This is a genomic window from Myxococcus sp. CA033 (genome assembly GCF_013336625.1).
GTDB lineage: Bacteria > Myxococcota > Myxococcia > Myxococcales > Myxococcaceae > Myxococcus > Myxococcus llanfairpwllgwyngyllgogerychwyrndrobwllllantysiliogogogochensis.
The window spans coordinates 928,377-944,497 of record NZ_JABUMU010000002.1 but is presented as its reverse complement, the minus strand read 5'-3'; the positions used below and the strand labels follow the sequence as shown (position 1 = coordinate 944,497).

Here is a 16,121-nt window from a genome sequence, read left to right as displayed (position 1 = left end):
AGAGAAGGCCCCCACCGCCAGGACAAAGCAGCGGCGGGGGGCTTCGCCCCGGAGTTCAAAGTAATACGGATTTCAGTCAGGCCGGAGTCGTTCCACTCAGGGTAAGGGAAGACGGTTCGCGGTCGCCTGTTGGCGGGCGATGAGTTGAAGAATGAGAGTCATTGGTTGAGTCAATGACTTTTCGATGTAGTGCCCGCCGCACGAATGGACAGAGTCCGTTCGTGCGCCGCGTCCCTTACTGGTCCGTCCAGCGGAGGTGCCATGGGCCGCCGCGAAAGAGGCAGACTTCGTTTGCAAGGGGCTCGCAGTCGCCGCATGCCGTGTTCGGAGCCCGGATGAGGGTTCCATCGCAGCAGCGGATGCCACAGGTCCGAAGGTTGGGCGAACAGGGCTCTTTGACGAGATTGCAGGCCATGGCCTCGACCTCGCCGCCCTCGGTCACGGCCTCCATACTGATTTCCTCGCCGGGCGTGGCCTCGACGGGAGCCTGCTCCTCCGGGAGCGGACCTCCGCACGCGGTCAATGCCACGATTCCAGCCAACAGCGCACAACGCCGCAGTCCTGCGATGAACATGATTGTCTCCGCTTTCTTTGGCGTCTGGGTTCGGAAGAGCCCATCAGACGCAAAGCCAGTAAGCCACGGAGTTCCGGCGAAGGCAATATGTCATGAATGTAAGTGGTTGCCGGAGTCAATGAGTTGCATGGGGTCCGTCCGTGGTGATGGGTCATGGATAGGGATTCCCGCATGCCGCGCCGCGCCCAATGCGAACGCACGGCTCCGCCGGAAGCCCTGTGGCTCCTTCCGGCGGGGTGCGTGTGATGCGGTAACCCGCTACGGCGCGGGCGTCGACCTCGGGGAGGGTGCTTCCGTGAGCCCTGGCTCGGTGATTGCCCGTGAGGGCACGAGGACTCTCACTGAGAACTGGTCCAGGTGGGAGGGGGCCAGTGCGCTGAGCCACTGGGCATGGGTCCCCTCCCACAGGGCACCTGAGAGGGTGAAGACTCCAATGGGTCCCAAATAGCGGTTGCGGTCCATTCCCATGCCGGGCCGGTGCTCCGGCCGCCCCAGGCGCACGAACAGCCGCATGTCGCGCAGGACGTTGTCATAGACAATGAGGCCAAACACGACGTTGGGTTCGTCCGCTGCGAGTCGGAGTCCCGCGTCGGCGGTCCGCTCGATGGTGTTGCTGATGATGTGTACCCCTTCACCCTTCACGATGCGGATGCCCTGTCCATTGGTGCGCGACGCATAGTTGTAGATGTCGTGGATGTAGTTGCTTTCAATCAGCACGTTGGTGGGATGGTCGATGACGTTGTTCCCGCCAATGGAGATGCCCCGGCCCGCTTGGTAGATTTCATTGTCCAGAATCTGGATGTTCGTCGCGTCCTCGTGAATCAGCACGCCTTCGGCGGCGGACGTGTTCGCCTGCCAGGGAAAGCGGGTGATGTTCGGGAGGTCGTAGATGATGTTCCTGTGCAGCAGGAGGTCATCGCAGGCCTTGACGTCGACGCCGTTCTCCCCCGTGGCATGCAGTCGATTCCTCTCGACGAGGATGATGGCGGGCCGGCCGCCATTCGGCTGACACTGCACCCCGTCGCCCGAAACGTCGTGGATGTCGTTCTCCACGATGAAGATGTTGCGGGACACGCCTCGGATCGCCACGCCGTGCGAGTCCGTGTTCGTCTTGGAGAAGTCGTAGATCTCGTTGTGGTCGAAGAGGACGAACTCCGCGTAGCTGGCGATGACGCCGCCGCCGGCCCGGCCTCCGTGCAACTTCGAGTCGCGGAGTTGGGAGCAGGTCGTGTTGGTCTCGAAGAGCACGGCGAACGACGGTCTGCTTTGGACGTCCACCTCGAAGAACTGGACGATCCAGTACGGCTGGCTCACCATGACCAGGCTGCCGACGTTGGTGGCCGCTGGCAGGATGCGAGGACGCGCGGCCTGCTCACCCCTCAGGACGATGGGAGCGTCGGCGGTGCCTGGTCGAGCCCCCTTCGGAGCGGTGATGGCGACCTGCTCGTTGTAGTCACCTGCTCTCACCACGATGACGTTTCCCGGCCGGGCGACCTTCACCGCCGCCATGATGGTGGAGTAGGGATTCTCGTTGGACCCCAGAGGCTTCGTGGGGTCTCGTGGGCCGGTCTTCGCGACATGGATGGTGGGACCTTGCGCCTGCGTCCCCCTCGGACAGTGGTCGTAGAAGAGGTCTTCCGTGAAGATGGGTGCCTGCCTCGCGGTCTGAGTCCCCACCCTGTCCGACGATGCGCCGTCCTCGTATGCATCGGGCTGGCCCGTGCCGCAACCCAGCGCGCCGCCGCATAGCCATGTCATGCAGGCCAGATGCGTAAGTATTTGCCCCCATCGATGCTTCGTCATGTCCGTCCCCCTCGTGCCCTGCCACCGCGAGGGTTCATGGTTGTAACGGCCCTGCCCCACATCAACCTCGTTGCCCCGAAGGATGGACGCGCTGCTGTCCATACCCCTGGGGAGGTAGGTCCCTCCCGGGAGTCTTGTGGAAGCTTTCCAGGGGCCTGCATTCGCAGGTCTCGACCCGTGGGGAAGCAATGACTGTCAGATACGACCCGGAAATCATTCGCGCCCATGCGCAGGCGCTCTATGACCAGGCACGAGGCATGGTCTTCGCGTGGGGCCTGGCTGGTTTTGTCGGAGGAGGAGTCGCTGGCGCGGTGCTCGACGCGGCGATGAAGAGCGGGCCGATAGGGGCCGTGGTCCTCGGCTTCATCGGGATGGCGCTGGGGGTCCGCTCGGCGAGGTCGCGGGCCTTCGTCCTCCAGCTCCAGGCGCAGACGGCGCTGTGTCAGGTCGCCATCGAGGCCAACACGCGCCGCGCCGCCGATGCCGTGGTGTCCGCCGCGAGTCCGCCGGAGGGCGGTCGGCTCACCCAGGTGGGCTGAGCACGGCGCCCTGGGGTGCTACGCCGTCGGCATGTGGTCGCGGACGACGCCGAGCCAGTATTCCTTGCCGTAGTACTGGCTCATCTTCCCGATGAGCTTCCCCTCGCGGAACAGCAGGAACGTGGGGATGCCGTAGAGGCCGAAGCGGTGGGCCAGCGTCTCGTGCTGGTATGCGTTCACTTTCACGACGCGCATCGGTGCGCCGTCCAGCTCCGAGAGGAGCATGGGCTCGGCCGCCGCGTAGATTTCGCAGTTCGGGCAGCCGTCACCCCAGAAGTCCACCACCACCAGCTCGCCCTTCGGCTCCATGACCAGCTGGTCGAAGTTCTCCGCCGTCCCCTCATAGCTCACGGGATGTGCCATGCCCCTTGCCTAACGGGTCGCTCTGCCGGCTTCAAGCCGGGCTCGGCCCGGGTGGCGGGTCCCCGGGGAACCCGTTCCGCGCGGTCGTGGATCAGCGGAAAGAGGCCTGTCTGGCCTGGAGCGGAGGGGGCGCGAGGCCCGGGCCCTTCTGGGTCGGTGGCGGGTCCTCCTCCCGAGCAAGGGGATGGATGGAGCCCTGGCCCGGCGTTGTCGTGATAGGTCCGGGGAGGGCTCGGGTGGCCCTACCTCGGGGGCTGGATCATTCCGTGCGGGGGGCCATCAAAAGCCCAACAGGCGCACTGCGCGGGACGCACAGCCGCCGTAAGGTTGTGGCAATGGTTGTGTCGTGGAGGGGTCATGCACGAGTGGTTGCAGGCACTGCGGAAGTCGGCGAAGGCAGCGTCATCGGGTGTGTCCGCGGATGAGGTCCGGTGGGCGGAGACGGAGTGTGGCGTTCCATTCCCCGAGGACCTCGGCCACCTGTACCTGTCCTTCAACGGGGGCGAGTTTCACGGGGACGTGAGTCTCTTCCCGCTGCACGGGCCCGAGGGCTCCGCGAGCGTGTTGGAGAAGACGCGGCTGAAGCTGGAGGGCCTTCCGGCGGCGGGTGTGTGGCGCATTGGAATGAAGGGGGCCCACCGGCACCTGTTCTCCGCGCGCAAGTCGGCCATGGTGGAGCAGGGCGATGGTGGTGGACCCCTGCCGGGTTGGGTCCAGGCGCTGGGTGACGAGGAATGGATTTTCGGCACCTGGGAGGGCGAGAAGCGCGAGATGCGGCTGTACCGCACGCTGAAGGAGATGCTCGACGTGCTCGTGCCTCCTGCGGAGGTCGAGAGCTTCGGTGAGCGCACTTTCGCGCGCGCGCTGAACGCGGTGCTCCAGGGCGCGCTCTCTGGCGTCGGGGTGGACGACGAAGAGGAGACGGAGGAGGAGTCCGTCACGCAGGAGGTGCTCGTCGAGGCCGAAGAGGAGGAGGACGAGGGCGCTCAGCGCGAGCTGGCCTACGAGTATGACGACGACGCGTCACGAGGCCGGAAGGGCGCCGAGACCGCCGGATTCGGAAAGGCTGGCACGAAGGACGGCGGTGGGAGGAAGGCTCCGTCGAAGGTGGCGGTGAAGCAGGTAGAGCTCTTCGTGCGTCCGACGATGCAGGAGGCGCTGCGCAAGGAGCTGGGGCCCGAGAAGAAGGAGGCGCCCAAGAAGAAGGCGGCCGAGGCACCGGCACCGAAGGCTCCTGCCGAGCCCGCCGCGAAGAAGGCGAAGCCTCAGGTGGCCGCGACGCCCGCTGAGGCAAAGCCGGTGAGCGCGCCCCAGGCGGAACCGACAGCGAAGAAGGCCAAGGCGAAGAAGGTGGCCACGCCACTGGCGTTGGCACCCGCGACGAGCGATGTGCCGGCGCTGCTCGCGGAGGCGGCGGCGAAGAAGTCGGCTGTGGCTCCGGCGGCGAAGGTGGATACGGCGACGAAGCCCCGTGAAGCCATCGTGAAGAAGGCCGATACGCCAGCGGTTGGCGCGCCCAGCACCGCAAGCAAGGCCGCCGTGAAGAAGGCCGCCGCGACGAAGGCCGCCGCGACGCCCTCCGCGACGAAGGCCGCTGCGAAGAATGCTGCTGCGACGCCCGCTGCGAAGAAGGTCGCTGCGAAGAATGCTGCTGCGACGCCCGCTGCGAAGAAGGTCGCTGGGACGCCCTCCTCGAAGAAGGTCGCTGGGACGCCCTCCTCGAAGAAGGTCGCTGGGACGCCCTCCTCGAAGAAGGCTGCTGCGACGCCCGCCTTGAAGAATGCCCCCGTGAAGAAGACGGCTGCGACGCCCGTCGCGAAGAAGGCGCCTGCGAAGCCTGCCGCGACGAAGGCCGCAGCGAAGAAGTCCCCTGCGAAGTCAGCCGCGAAGAAGGGCACCGCGAAGAAGTCTCCTGCGAAGCCCACCGCGAAGAAGTCGGCTGCGAAGAAGGCGCCTGTGAAGTCAGCCGCGAAGAAGGCCCCCGCGAAGAAGGTCGCCACCCAGAAGGCGGGGGCCAAGAAGGTCGTCGCGGTGAAAGCTCCAGCGAAGAAGGCGGCAGCCAAGAAGGGCGTCGTCAAGAAGGCCAAGTCGAGGAAGTAGGCCCTCGACGCGTCCATGCGCGGCCCCTTCGCTCGAGGAGGGGCCGCCTCGCGGCGCGATGCAAGAGGCCCCTCAATGTCAGCCTGACGAGGTCTCGCCGTTCCTCATCGTCAAACGAACTCCTGGGAGGAGAACATGACGATGGATGCGCTACGCACGCTGGAAGCCTGGCTTGCCAATCACTCCAATGGAGAGTGGGAGCACCAGTACGGTGTTCGGATTGAGAACCTCGATAATCCAGGGTGGTTGGTCTACGTCGATCTGATCCAGACGGAGTTGTCGGGGGTCGCCTTCGAGGAAGTGACGATTGATCGAACGGACGAGGATTGGGTCCGCTGCCGAGTGCGCGCTGACGTCTTCGAGGGGTTTGGTGGAGCCTCGAACCTGAGGGAGATTCTGGGCATCTTCCAGACGTGGCAGGAGAAGTTCGCGGGCGGAAGCGCTCTGCGCGAGCAGTGAGTCCACGAGAAATCCCAGTGGGCGCAGGCGGGCCGGACCTCATCAGTCCGGCCTCGACCTTCCAACCGATGGGCGCCGAAGCGCTAGCTCTCCGGGAGCTGGTCCCTTCGCGCGGGGCGCAAGCGCTCCTCGGGCTGGGCCGTCAGCTCCACTTCCTCCGCCTCCTCGTCACCCCGGCGGAACTCGTGAATCTGATCCGGCAGGATGTCTCGGAAGTCCGGCTCCTCCTCCAACGGGGGAGTCGCCGCCAGGTCCTGGTCGGAGATGTTGATCTCCTCCTCGCCGGTGTCCTGATTCACGTGACGCAACGAAGTGGACTCGCCCACGTCCTCCGAACCGAGCTTCTTGAATCGCATGGTGTCTCCTCGCTCAAGCGGGGTGGGCTGAACCGCCGTACCTCAACAATGAGAACCCACGCGGGCCGCCGCAATTCGCGCCGCCCGCCCGCCTGCCGGGTTCGGCGGCTCAGCCGCCCTTCGGGAACGCCGCGCGGCCCGTCGGGTAGACGGGCTCCACCTTCAGCAGCACCATGCCCAGGGCCAGCACGCGCGACAGCGTCTCGCGCACGGTGTAGCGCCAGGGTGTCGACCGCCCCTCGTCCGCCGCCACGCCCCACGCGTCGATGCCCACCGAGTTGGCGATGAACAGCGCCCGAGGCAGATGGAAGCGCTGGGTGACGAGCAACGCCTGACTCGCCCCGAACACGCCGCGCGCCCGCAGGCAGCTGTCATAGGTGGACAGCCCCGCCTCGTCGCCCAGCACCGCGGACTCCGGTACGCCGCGCTCCAGGAGGTAGCGCCGCATGGCCCGCGTCTCGTGGTGGAAGGGCTGCACCTCGTCCCCGCTCACCAGCACCGCGCGCACCTTGCCCTCACGCCACAGCGCCATCGCCATGTCCAACCGCTGGGCGAGCACCGGAGAGGGCACCGCGCCCGGCGCCAGCCCCGCGCCGAAGACGAGCGCCACCGGCGCCGTGGGCGCCTGCGCCAGGGACACGATGCGCTCCTCGTAGCTCACCCGCACGAGGTACGAGGTGACGAGCAGGCCCACCGTGCCCGCGAGCAGGAGGAAGAGGGCCCTGCGCGCCCAGATACCGCTCGCTCGGGTTGGCTTCATGGACCCAGGAACCACCGCACCAGGCGCCATTGTGTTACGGCCGACCGCCCTCGCAAAGCCCCGTGTGGACCTCCCGCGTCAAACCGGTGCGTCCGCCTGGGGGGCGGCCAGCCCTGGCAACAGCCGCCGCAGCGTCTCCAGGAGCCGCTTGGGGTCCACCGGTTTGGGCAGGAAGGCCGCCACGCCCTGGCTCGCCGCGTACACCGCCCTGTCGCGGGGGCTCATGTCCGCCGTCTCCGCCGACAGGATGACCACCGGCACCCGCGCGAGCGCCGGGTCCGTCCCGCGCGCCGTCAGCACCCGGTGGCCGTCCAGGACCGGCAGCCCCATGTCCAGCAGGATGAGCGAGGGAGGGGGCAGGGCCGCCAGGTGCGCCAGCGCCTCCCGGCCGTCGCCCGCGACGCGGACCTCGTAGCCCTGGAGCTCCAGGTAGGTCTGGAGCGCCTCGCGGATATCCACGTCGTCCTCGACGATGAGCAGGGGTCCACCACCGGCGGCGACGGCTGAGGCCATGCCCTGGAAGGTAAGGGGTCTGCTCACCTCCGACAGCCCCGGGGTCGCCCGCCCGGCAGCCCCCGGGCCACGTGTCCGGAAAGCCCCGGCAGGACTGCCGTTGACCGGCTTGCGGCCCGCTTATATAGGGGGCCCCGCCGTCAGACTGCCTTGCTCCCACCCGGGCGCACCTGGGCAGAACGTCCCACAGGAGTCCTCCGTCCCATGGCGTCCCTTCGCGACATTCGCAAGCGCATCCGCTCGGTGAAGAACACGCGGCAGATCACCAAGGCCATGAAGATGGTCTCCGCCGCGAAGCTGCGAAAGGCGCAGGACGCCATCCTCGCCGCCCGTCCGTACGCGTCGATGCTGGACCAGATCATCTCGGACCTGACGGCGCGCTCCGGTGACGACAACCTCACCCATCCGCTGCTGGTGGCCCGCCCGGTCAAGCGCGTGGAGCTGGTGACGCTGACGTCGGACCGCGGCCTCGCGGGCGGCTTCAACTCCAACATCACCCGCCGCGCCAACCGCTTCATCTACGAGAACACCGCGCTGGAGCGCATCCAGGTCTCCACGGTGGGCCGCAAGGGCAACGACTTCTTCCGCAACCGCAACCAGACCATCCGCAAGGACTTCGGTGGGCTGTACCAGCGGCTGAACTACCGCGCCGCCGCGGAAGTGGCCGAGGAGCTCGTCGCCAGCTTCCTCAACGGCGAGGTGGACGCGGTCCACATCGTCTACAACGAGTTCATCAGCGCGATTAACCAGAAGGTCGTCGTCGCCCAGCTGCTGCCGCTGCAGACGCTCGGCGCCGAAGCGCCTCCCTCCGAGGGCGCCACCGCGATGGTGGACTTCAAGTACGAGCCGGACCGCCAGGCGGTGCTGGACCGGTTGGTCCCCCAGGCCGTCAACATCAAGGTCTACCGCGCCCTGTTGGAGAGCGTCGCCAGCGAGCACGGCGCCCGCATGAGCGCCATGGAGAACGCCACCTCCAACGCCTCGGACATGATTTCCAGCCTGACGCTCACCTACAACCGCACCCGTCAGGCGGTCATCACCAAGGAGCTGATGGAAATCGTCTCCGGCGCCGAGGCGCTCAAGTAGCTCCCGCCTCCTGTCGCGCAAGCCTCGGGCCCGCCCCATTTTTGGGTGCGGGCCCTTCGCGTTTAAGGGTCTCCCCGAGCGCGTGAGGGCTCGCGCGAGGAGGGCCGCGTGAAGCAGCGACTGTGGGTGGTGCTGGGACTGCTGTGCATCAGTGGGTGTGCGTGCGAGACGGTGTCCAGCGGCCACGGGGGCATCGGCTTCGACTCGTTTGGCAGCGGCACCCAGCGTGAGCCCTATGGTGAAGGGCTGCATGTGCTCAGGCCGGGCAAGTCGCTCATCACCTACGATTTGCGCGTCCAGGAGATGAAGGACGAGCTGAGCGTGCTGTCCAACAACGGCCTGGACCTGAAGGTGGACTCCAGCGTGCGCTACCGGGTGGACCCGGCGAAGCTCTTCGAACTGCACACGCAGACGGGCCCCCGCTACGCGGACATCCTCATCGCCCCCATCGCCCGCTCGGAGGCGCGCAAGGTGTTCGGTCGCTACGCGCCAGAGGAGATCTACTCCACCAAGCGCGAGCAGATTGAAAAGGAGATCCAGGACGAGGTGACCCGGGCCCTGCAGGGCAAGCACGTCGTCGTGGAGGCCATCCTCGTTCGGGACGTCACGCTGCCGGCCGCCATCCGGGAGGCCATCGCGGACAAGCTCGCCGAGGAGCAGCGCAGCCAGAAGATGCGCTTCACCCTGGACAAGGAGCGCCAGGAGGCCGAGCGCCGGCAGATCGAAGCCGAGGGCATCGCCAAGTACCAGAACATCGTCCGCCAGGGCCTCACCGAGGAGTACCTGCGCTTCAAGGGCATCGAGGCCACGGAGAAGCTCGCCTCCAGCCCCAACGCCAAGGTGGTGGTGGTGGGCGGCGGCTCGAAGGGCAACCTGCCGCTCGTCTACCAGGTGGACGGGAAGTAGCCGGGGGGTTGGCGCCGGGGGCGTGGATCCGCTAAGCGGGACTTACCGGTCAGGTCCCCGGGAGGCTTGATTCTGGGGGAGGCCCCCGGTAAAGGGGCACCGCCCTCATATCCGGGCCGAAATTTGATGACGGGCACGGCGCCGGCCGCTCCCCCTCACGAGGCAGACGACATCCCATGAGCGCTCAAGTTCCTACGGCAGGCAAAATCATCCAGGTTCTCGGCCCCGTGGTCGACGTCGAGTTCCCGCCGGGCGGTCTTCCCGAGGTCTACGTCGCCCTCAAGGTGACGAACGCGAACCTGGGGCCGGAGCAGGAGAACCTCACCCTGGAAGTGGCGCAGCACCTGGGCGAGAACACGGTGCGCACCATCGCCATGGACTCCACCGAGGGTCTGGCGCGTGGCACTGCCGTTCGCAACACGGGCGGCCCCATCCAGGTTCCGGTCGGCAAGGCCACCCTGGGCCGCATCCTGAACGTCACCGGTGAGCCGGTGGATGAGATGGGCCCGGTGAAGGCGCAGGAGTACTGGCCCATCCACCGCGCGCCCCCCGCGTTCACGGAGCAGGACGTGCGCGTGCAGATGTTCGAGACCGGCATCAAGGTCATCGACCTGCTCGCCCCCTACACCCGTGGCGGCAAGATTGGCCTGTTCGGCGGCGCCGGCGTGGGCAAGACGGTGCTCCTGCAGGAGCTCATCCGCAACGTCGCCATCGAGCGCGGCGGCTTCTCCGTGTTCGCCGGCGTGGGCGAGCGCACCCGCGAGGGCAACGACCTGTACCACGAGATGCAGGACACGGGCGTCATCAAGACCGACAACCTGGAGGCCAGCCAGGCCGTCCTCGTGTACGGCCAGATGAACGAGCCGCCTGGTGCCCGCGCCCGCGTGGCCCTCTCCGCGCTGACCATGGCGGAGTACTTCCGCGACGTGGAGGGCCGTGACGTGCTCCTCTTCGTGGACAACATCTTCCGCTTCACCCAGGCCGGCTCGGAAGTGTCCGCCCTTCTGGGCCGCATCCCCAGCGCCGTGGGTTACCAGCCCACGCTCGCCACGGAGATGGGCAGCCTGCAGGAGCGCATCACCTCCACCACCAAGGGCTCCATCACCTCGGTGCAGGCCATCTACGTGCCCGCCGACGACCTGACGGACCCGGCGCCCGCCACCGCGTTCGCCCACCTGGACGCGACGACGGTGCTCAACCGCTCCATCGCGGAGCTCGCCATCTTCCCCGCCGTGGACCCGCTCGACTCCACCAGCCGCATCCTGGACCCGGGCATCATCGGCCAGGAGCACTACGCGGTGGCCCGCAAGGTCCAGGGCATCCTCCAGCGGTACAAGGAGCTGCAGGACATCATCGCCATCCTCGGCATGGACGAGCTCTCCGAGGACGACAAGCTGGTGGTGGCGCGCGCCCGCAAGATTCAGAAGTTCCTGTCCCAGCCGTTCTTCGTCGCCCAGGTCTTCACCGGCAAGGAAGGCCGGTACGTGAAGCTCCAGGACACCATCCAGGGCTTCAAGGAGATCGCCGAGGGCAAGCACGACGAAATCCCCGAGGGCGCCTTCTACATGGCGGGCACCATCAGCGAAGTCGTCGAGAACGCGATCAAGCAGGCGGCGTAGACTCGGTTCAAACCCGCTTTCCGAGGTGACCATGCGTCACGCGGCGCTCGCCCTGTTCCTCTGTGTTCTGTCGCTCCCCGCCCTGGCGGAGGAGCGAAAGGGACGGGCCCGGGTGAGCGCCAACGGCTTGTACAGCGTGCGCATGGTGGACGGGGGCCCGGGCAAGTGCCGGCTCGAGGTGACGAAGGAGAGCGGACCCGTCTGGCAGCTGGAGCAGTGCCTGGGGACGGTGGACGACTACTACTTCGTCTCCAACGACGGCGAGCGCGTCTGGGTGGTGTGGCCCCTGGTGGAGAAGGGGAAGACGAAGCCGGAGCCGGCGCCGAAGCGGGGCAAGGCGAGGAAGCCCAAGGGACCTCCGGGCTGGGCCACGAACGTGCTGGTGGCGGGGCAGTATGGCCGCGACGGTCAGCGAGTCCTGGAGCGGCGGCTGACGGACCTGGTCCCCGCGCGGCAGCTCACCGAGGTGCGCCAGATGACCCACCACTTGAAGTGGCTGGAGGGCACGCTCGGCATCCCCGGCAAGGGGCCTCGGTTGACGGACGCCGGGGTGGTGGAGTTCGAGCCGGTGGGTGGCAGCACCCAGCAGCTCCATTTCTGATTTGGGTAGTGCGAGGAGCCTCATGGCCAAGCTGACTGTGGAGATTGTCACCCCCGAGAAGCGCATCCTGTCGGTGCAGGCCGACGAGGCCATCGTGCCCGGCGGCAAGGGCCTGTTTGGCGTGCGGCCGGGGCACACCCCCTTCCTGTCGCTGATGGAGCCGGGCTCGCTGACGCTCATCGACGCGGGCAAGCGTGACGCGTACTTCGTCGCGGGCGGCTTCGTGGAAGTGGCCAACGACAAGGTGCTCGTGCTGGCGGACGCCGCGGAGCACGTGTCCGGCATCGACGTGGAGGGCGCGCGCAAGCGCCTGTCCGAGGCGCAGGAGCGCCTGAAGGGCCTGTCCTCCGAGGACGCGCGCTACGAGCTGGAGCAGGCCACCGTGCGTCGCGAGGCGGCTCGTATCGGCGCCGCGAACGCTCGGGCCTGAGTCAGTCTCCGGGCCTCACGGCCAGGACAGCCCCAGCGACTTCTCGAAGCCCCGCCGGCCCTCGACGGTGAGCCGCACTCCGCGGCCCTCGGGCCGGCGTGCAATCCAGCGCAGCGCGAACAGGCGCTCCGCCAGCGCGGCGCCCAGCGCCCCACCCACGTGGGCGCGGCGCTCGCTCCAGTCCAGGCAGCGGCGCGCGAAGGCGCGGCGGCCCTGTGACAGTGTCTGTGTATCCACGCCCCACTTCGCCACGAAGCGTGTGCCCTCCGGGGTGAGGGCGTAGCTGTCCTCGCCGGACTCCAAGAGGCCGCGCTTCTCCAGGCCCTCGGCCAGCGCCACGCCCAGCGTGCCCGCCAGGTGGTCGTAACAGGTGCGCGCGAAGCGCAGCGGCTCTGGTACGCGCACGGTGGCGACGCGCGTGGGGACGAGCAGGCTGAGCGCTTCAAGGGCGCGCGCGACGTCTGCGCTGGCGAGCCGGTAGTAGCGGTGGCGGCCCTGCACCTCCACGCGGACCAGGTTTCCCTCCAGGAGTTTCGCGAGGTGCCCGCTCGCCGTCTGCGGGGAGATGCCCGCTTCCCGTGCGAGCTCGCCCGCGGTCCTCGCGGGTCCTTCGAGGAGGCGCGAGAGCATGCCCGCGCGCGTGGCGTCGCCGATGAGTGAAGCCGTGAGGGCGAGGTCGATGGGGTGGGGCATGGCGAGAGCTTGAGGGCCAAGCCTACGAGGACGTTTCGGCGCGCGCCGAACTATCTCGGGCGGGGGCTTGCGTGTGTGGCCGGGCGGCACGCGGACGTCTCGGCAAGCACCGAAGCGTTTCGAGCCACCCGTGCCCTAGGGATGCGGGCATGACCGAGCCGACGAGACACCGCGTGATTGCGCCCCACATCCTCTACTTCGGAACGCCGGTGGCGCTCCTGAGCACCCTTCAAGAAGACGGCTCACCCAACCTGACGCCGCTGTCCTCCGCGTGGGCACTCGATGACAGGCTGGTGCTTGGACTGGGCGGGCTGGGCCAGGGCCTGGCGAACCTGGAGCGCACGCGCGAGGCCGTGGTGAACCTGCCCTCCGCGTCCCTGTGGCCTCAAGTCGAGCGCCTGGCGCCCACCACGGGCCGCTTCCCCGTTCCGGACTCGAAGCGCGCGCAGGGCTATCAGCACGAGCCTCGCAAGTTCGAGCGCGCGGGCCTCACGCCGTTGCCCTCCGACACCGTCGCTCCACCCCGCGTCGCCGAGTGTCCCTTGCAGCTCGAGGCCGTGCTGCTGTCCGCGCGCCGCTCCAGCCCCACGCCCGAGGTCCCCGAGCCCTCCTTCGTCATCGCCGAGCTGCGCGTCACCCGCGTGCACGCGCACGAGTCCGTCACCGTGCCGGGCACGCAGCACATCGACGTGGAGCGCTGGCAACCCCTGCTCTACGTGTTCCGCCACTACGTCGGCACGGGCGCGGGAATGGGCCGCAACTTCCGCGCGGAGACATGACCACCGCACGACGGTGGCCCGGAGGCCCCGACTGATTCCCGCGATTCGCGCTCCTTGTCCTGCTGTAGTTGACCTTACGCCCGAATCGATGCATTTGAAATGCATCTTTAAGCCCGGATGGGGCGGAAGGAGCGGACGCGATGAGCACGGCGGCGCAGGAGAAGAGCGTTTACGAGCAGATTGGCGGAGAGCCGGCGATGGCGGCGGCGGTGGACGTGTTCTACCGGAAGGTGCTGTCGGACGACCGCATCAGCCACTTCTTCGAGGACGTGGACATGGAGCGCCAGTCCGCGAAGCAGAAGGCGTTCCTGACGATGGTGACGGGCGGGCCCTCGAACTACACGGGCAAGGACATGCGCGCCGGCCATGCGCCCCTGGTGAAGCGCGGGCTGAACGACGTGCACTTCGACGCGGTGGTGGAGCACCTGCGCGCGACGCTGGAGGAGCTCAACGTTCCTGCGCCGCTGGTGGAGCAGGTGCTTGCCATCGCCGGGGGCGCTCGCGCGGACGTGCTGAACCGCTGAAGGACGAAAGGCGCGCCATGGCCAGGGTGAAGCACGAGTCACGGTGGTATCCGCTGGAGGCCGAGGAGAGCGTGCTGGACGGGCTCCTGCGGCAGGGGGTGGCCGTGCCGAACGCGTGCCGCGCGGGAGCGTGCCAGTCCTGCCTCATGCGCGCGCTGTCCGGCGACGTGCCGGAGGCCGCGCGCGCGGGGTTGAAGGACACGCTGCGCACGCAAGGCTACTTCCTCGCCTGTGTCTGCCGGCCCGTCACCGGCGCGGAGCTGGAGGTGGCGGGCGCGGATGCGCTGCGCGTGCCCGCGCGCATCGAGTCCATGACCCTCTTGTCCCCCAGCGTGCTGCGCGTGCGCCTCACTACGGACGCGTCCTTCGACTACCGGGCGGGGCAGTACGTGTCGCTGCTGCGGGCGGATGGGCTGGCCCGCAGCTACTCCCTGGCGAGCCTGCCGCGCGAGGGCCTGCTGGAGCTGCACGTGCGTCTGGTGCCGGGCGGCGCGATGAGTGGCTGGCTGGTCCGGGAGGCGCGCGTCGGTGACGCCATGGCGGTGCAGGGGCCAGCGGGTAGTTGTTTCTACGTGCCCGGTCGCCCCGAGCAGCCGCTGCTGCTGGCGGGCACCGGCACGGGATTGGCGCCCCTCTACGGCATCGCGCGCGACGCGCTGGAGGCGGGGCATACCGGCCCCATCTGGCTCTTCCACGGCGCGCGCACGCCCGAGGGGCTCTACCTCACGGACGAACTGCGCGAGCTGGCCGCGCGCAACGTGGGTTTCCACTACAGACCTGGCGTGCTGACGGGAGGAAGCCGGGACGTGGCCGAGGGAGCGCTCGACGTGCTCATCCGCGCGGAGTGTCCGAAGCCCGTGGGCTACCGGGCGTGGCTCTGCGGCGATTCCGATTTGGTGTTATCCCTGCGCAAGAAGCTCTTCCTCTCGGGGCTCTCGCTGAAGGACCTCCACGCGGATGCCTTCCTGCCGAGTGCCCCCAGGGTGGAGGCCGTCGGAGCCCGCTGACCGTGCACCTCACCCTCCACGCCGACTACTCGCTGCGCGTCCTGCTCTACCTCGCCGCCCGCCCCGGAAGGCTCGCGTCCACGCAGGAGCTGGCGGACGCATATGGCATCTCCAAGCACCACCTGGTGCGGGTGGTGCAGACGCTGTCAGGCGAGGGTTTCGTGGAGGTGAAAGCCGGGCGCTCCGGAGGCGTGACGCTGGCGCGCGCCACCAAGGACATCTCCGTGGGCAAGGTGCTGCGCGCGGCCGAGCCCGACTTCGAGCTGGTGGAGTGCTTCAACCGTGAAACCAACACGTGCCCCATCGCCCCCGCCTGTGGGCTCAAGGGCGTGCTGGCGGAGGCGCGGGAGGCCTTCCTCGCGGTGCTGGACCGGTACACACTGGCGGACCTGGTCGGCCGCTCCCGCAAGGACCTGGCCGACCTCTTCCTCCCCGTGACGGCGCCATGACCTCTGCCCCGCTCGAGCTGTTCCACCGCATCGCCGACAAGCCCTCCGCCGCGGCGCGCCGTTACATCGTCGACCACGCACTGGAGGACCGCGTCGTGTTCCGCAACCTCGTGTACGCGGAAGCCGAACTGGACTGGACGCTGCATGGCGGCCACTCCACACCCGCACTCTGGGACGGGACACACCTGCACCAGGGCGCGGAGGCGGTGCTGGCGCGCTTGCAGGCCGTCGTCAACCTGGGCCGCGACGACGCGTGACGCGTGACGGCGCGTGTGCCGACTCCCGCGTGATGCTGCCACCTGCGCGTTCCTCGTGCGCCATGCGCTCCGTGTGAGTGGCGGCACGAAAGCTTCCGGAGTTGGACACGTGTGCAGGTGCGCGAATGCATGCGGGTGCTCGGGCTTGCCGCGCGCGTGCTGGTTGCGGTAGTCAGCCCACCCCCGCGTGCGACGGCGGGGGGCACGAGGCAAGGAGGGTGGATGGTGATGACGGCGGGCGTCCTGGTGTATGGCGTGGAATTCGCTCGCGTGAAACACGCGAGTGGCCTCCTCCTTCGCGAG

The 16,121-nt window shown here is 68.2% G+C and carries 19 protein-coding genes; 13 read left to right on the top strand and 6 right to left on the bottom strand.

All coding sequences use genetic code 11. The features are described from left to right. Positions 1-832 precede the first annotated feature (832 nt). Positions 833-2,332: a right-handed parallel beta-helix repeat-containing protein gene (locus tag HUA78_RS09705; RefSeq protein WP_254623616.1), complete on the bottom strand. Its 1,500-nt coding sequence runs from the start codon at positions 2,330-2,332 to the stop codon at positions 833-835. Between the two features lie 233 nt (positions 2,333-2,565). On the opposite strand from HUA78_RS09705, the gene HUA78_RS09700 reads away from it, so the two are divergent. Further along, positions 2,566-2,916, top strand: coding sequence for a hypothetical protein (locus tag HUA78_RS09700; RefSeq protein WP_141643340.1), 351 nt, complete (start codon positions 2,566-2,568; stop codon positions 2,914-2,916). 18 nt (positions 2,917-2,934) lie between these two features. Here the strand turns inward: HUA78_RS09700 and HUA78_RS09695 are convergent, their stop codons facing one another. Continuing rightward, on the bottom strand, positions 2,935-3,279 hold the full coding sequence (locus tag HUA78_RS09695; RefSeq protein WP_174476125.1) for a co-chaperone YbbN: 345 nt from the start codon (positions 3,277-3,279) through the stop codon (positions 2,935-2,937). A gap of 357 nt (positions 3,280-3,636) precedes the next feature. Here HUA78_RS09695 and HUA78_RS09690 point away from each other — a divergent pair, with 357 nt between their 5' ends. Continuing rightward, complete coding sequence (locus HUA78_RS09690; RefSeq protein ID WP_174476124.1) at positions 3,637-5,379, top strand: SMI1/KNR4 family protein; 1,743 nt, start codon at positions 3,637-3,639, stop codon at positions 5,377-5,379. Between the two features lie 135 nt (positions 5,380-5,514). After that, the gene (locus HUA78_RS09685) at positions 5,515-5,838 is read left to right on the top strand and encodes an immunity 53 family protein (protein ID WP_217442394.1); all 324 of its coding nucleotides are present in this window, start codon (positions 5,515-5,517) and stop codon (positions 5,836-5,838) included. An 83-nt stretch (positions 5,839-5,921) separates the two neighbouring features. Here the strand turns inward: HUA78_RS09685 and HUA78_RS09680 are convergent, their stop codons facing one another. The 3 genes from HUA78_RS09680 to HUA78_RS09670 form a co-directional block, all read right to left on the bottom strand. Further along, positions 5,922-6,194, bottom strand: a complete 273-nt coding sequence (locus HUA78_RS09680) for a hypothetical protein (RefSeq protein WP_141643344.1) — start codon at positions 6,192-6,194, stop codon at positions 5,922-5,924. A gap of 109 nt (positions 6,195-6,303) precedes the next feature. Continuing rightward, positions 6,304-6,954 (bottom strand): vancomycin high temperature exclusion protein, encoded by a 651-nt coding sequence (locus HUA78_RS09675; RefSeq protein WP_174476123.1) that lies wholly within the window; start codon positions 6,952-6,954, stop codon positions 6,304-6,306. A 78-nt stretch (positions 6,955-7,032) separates the two neighbouring features. Beyond that, positions 7,033-7,467, bottom strand: coding sequence for a response regulator (locus HUA78_RS09670; protein ID WP_174460751.1), 435 nt, complete (start codon positions 7,465-7,467; stop codon positions 7,033-7,035). 204 nt (positions 7,468-7,671) lie between these two features. Here HUA78_RS09670 and atpG point away from each other — a divergent pair, with 204 nt between their 5' ends. The 5 genes from atpG (at position 7,672) to HUA78_RS09645 (ending at position 12,109) form a co-directional block, all read left to right on the top strand. Continuing rightward, positions 7,672-8,553, top strand: a complete 882-nt coding sequence (atpG, locus tag HUA78_RS09665; protein ID WP_174453953.1) for an ATP synthase F1 subunit gamma — start codon at positions 7,672-7,674, stop codon at positions 8,551-8,553. Between the two features lie 108 nt (positions 8,554-8,661). Beyond that, entirely contained in the window at positions 8,662-9,459 is a 798-nt protein-coding gene (locus HUA78_RS09660) for a prohibitin family protein (RefSeq protein ID WP_174453954.1), read from the top strand. A gap of 176 nt (positions 9,460-9,635) precedes the next feature. Continuing rightward, entirely contained in the window at positions 9,636-11,078 is a 1,443-nt protein-coding gene (atpD, locus tag HUA78_RS09655) for a F0F1 ATP synthase subunit beta (protein WP_174453955.1), read from the top strand. Positions 11,079-11,109: 31 nt separating this feature from the next. After that, positions 11,110-11,679 (top strand): hypothetical protein, encoded by a 570-nt coding sequence (locus tag HUA78_RS09650; protein WP_174476122.1) that lies wholly within the window; start codon positions 11,110-11,112, stop codon positions 11,677-11,679. Positions 11,680-11,701: 22 nt separating this feature from the next. After that, positions 11,702-12,109 carry a F0F1 ATP synthase subunit epsilon gene (locus HUA78_RS09645; protein WP_141643351.1) on the top strand — a complete coding sequence of 136 codons (408 nt, stop codon included), beginning with the start codon at positions 11,702-11,704 and terminating at the stop codon, positions 12,107-12,109. A 15-nt stretch (positions 12,110-12,124) separates the two neighbouring features. Here HUA78_RS09645 and HUA78_RS09640 read toward each other — a convergent pair whose 3' ends face one another. Beyond that, complete coding sequence (locus HUA78_RS09640; protein WP_174453957.1) at positions 12,125-12,802, bottom strand: helix-turn-helix transcriptional regulator; 678 nt, start codon at positions 12,800-12,802, stop codon at positions 12,125-12,127. A gap of 173 nt (positions 12,803-12,975) precedes the next feature. Between HUA78_RS09640 and HUA78_RS09635 the strand changes: the two genes are divergently transcribed. From HUA78_RS09635 to HUA78_RS09615, 5 genes are all read left to right on the top strand, one after another. Next, positions 12,976-13,581 (top strand): flavin reductase family protein, encoded by a 606-nt coding sequence (locus HUA78_RS09635; protein WP_371745536.1) that lies wholly within the window; start codon positions 12,976-12,978, stop codon positions 13,579-13,581. A gap of 140 nt (positions 13,582-13,721) precedes the next feature. After that, positions 13,722-14,105, top strand: coding sequence for a group 1 truncated hemoglobin (locus HUA78_RS09630; RefSeq protein ID WP_174476120.1), 384 nt, complete (start codon positions 13,722-13,724; stop codon positions 14,103-14,105). Positions 14,106-14,122: 17 nt separating this feature from the next. Next, on the top strand, positions 14,123-15,112 hold the full coding sequence (locus HUA78_RS09625) for an FAD-binding oxidoreductase (RefSeq protein ID WP_174476119.1): 990 nt from the start codon (positions 14,123-14,125) through the stop codon (positions 15,110-15,112). 2 nt (positions 15,113-15,114) lie between these two features. Next, positions 15,115-15,561 (top strand): Rrf2 family transcriptional regulator, encoded by a 447-nt coding sequence (locus HUA78_RS09620; protein ID WP_141643356.1) that lies wholly within the window; start codon positions 15,115-15,117, stop codon positions 15,559-15,561. Next, positions 15,558-15,818 (top strand): hypothetical protein, encoded by a 261-nt coding sequence (locus HUA78_RS09615; protein WP_174453959.1) that lies wholly within the window; start codon positions 15,558-15,560, stop codon positions 15,816-15,818. Before HUA78_RS09620 ends, HUA78_RS09615 begins: the two co-directional genes overlap by 4 nt. The last annotated feature ends 303 nt before the right edge of the window (positions 15,819-16,121 follow it).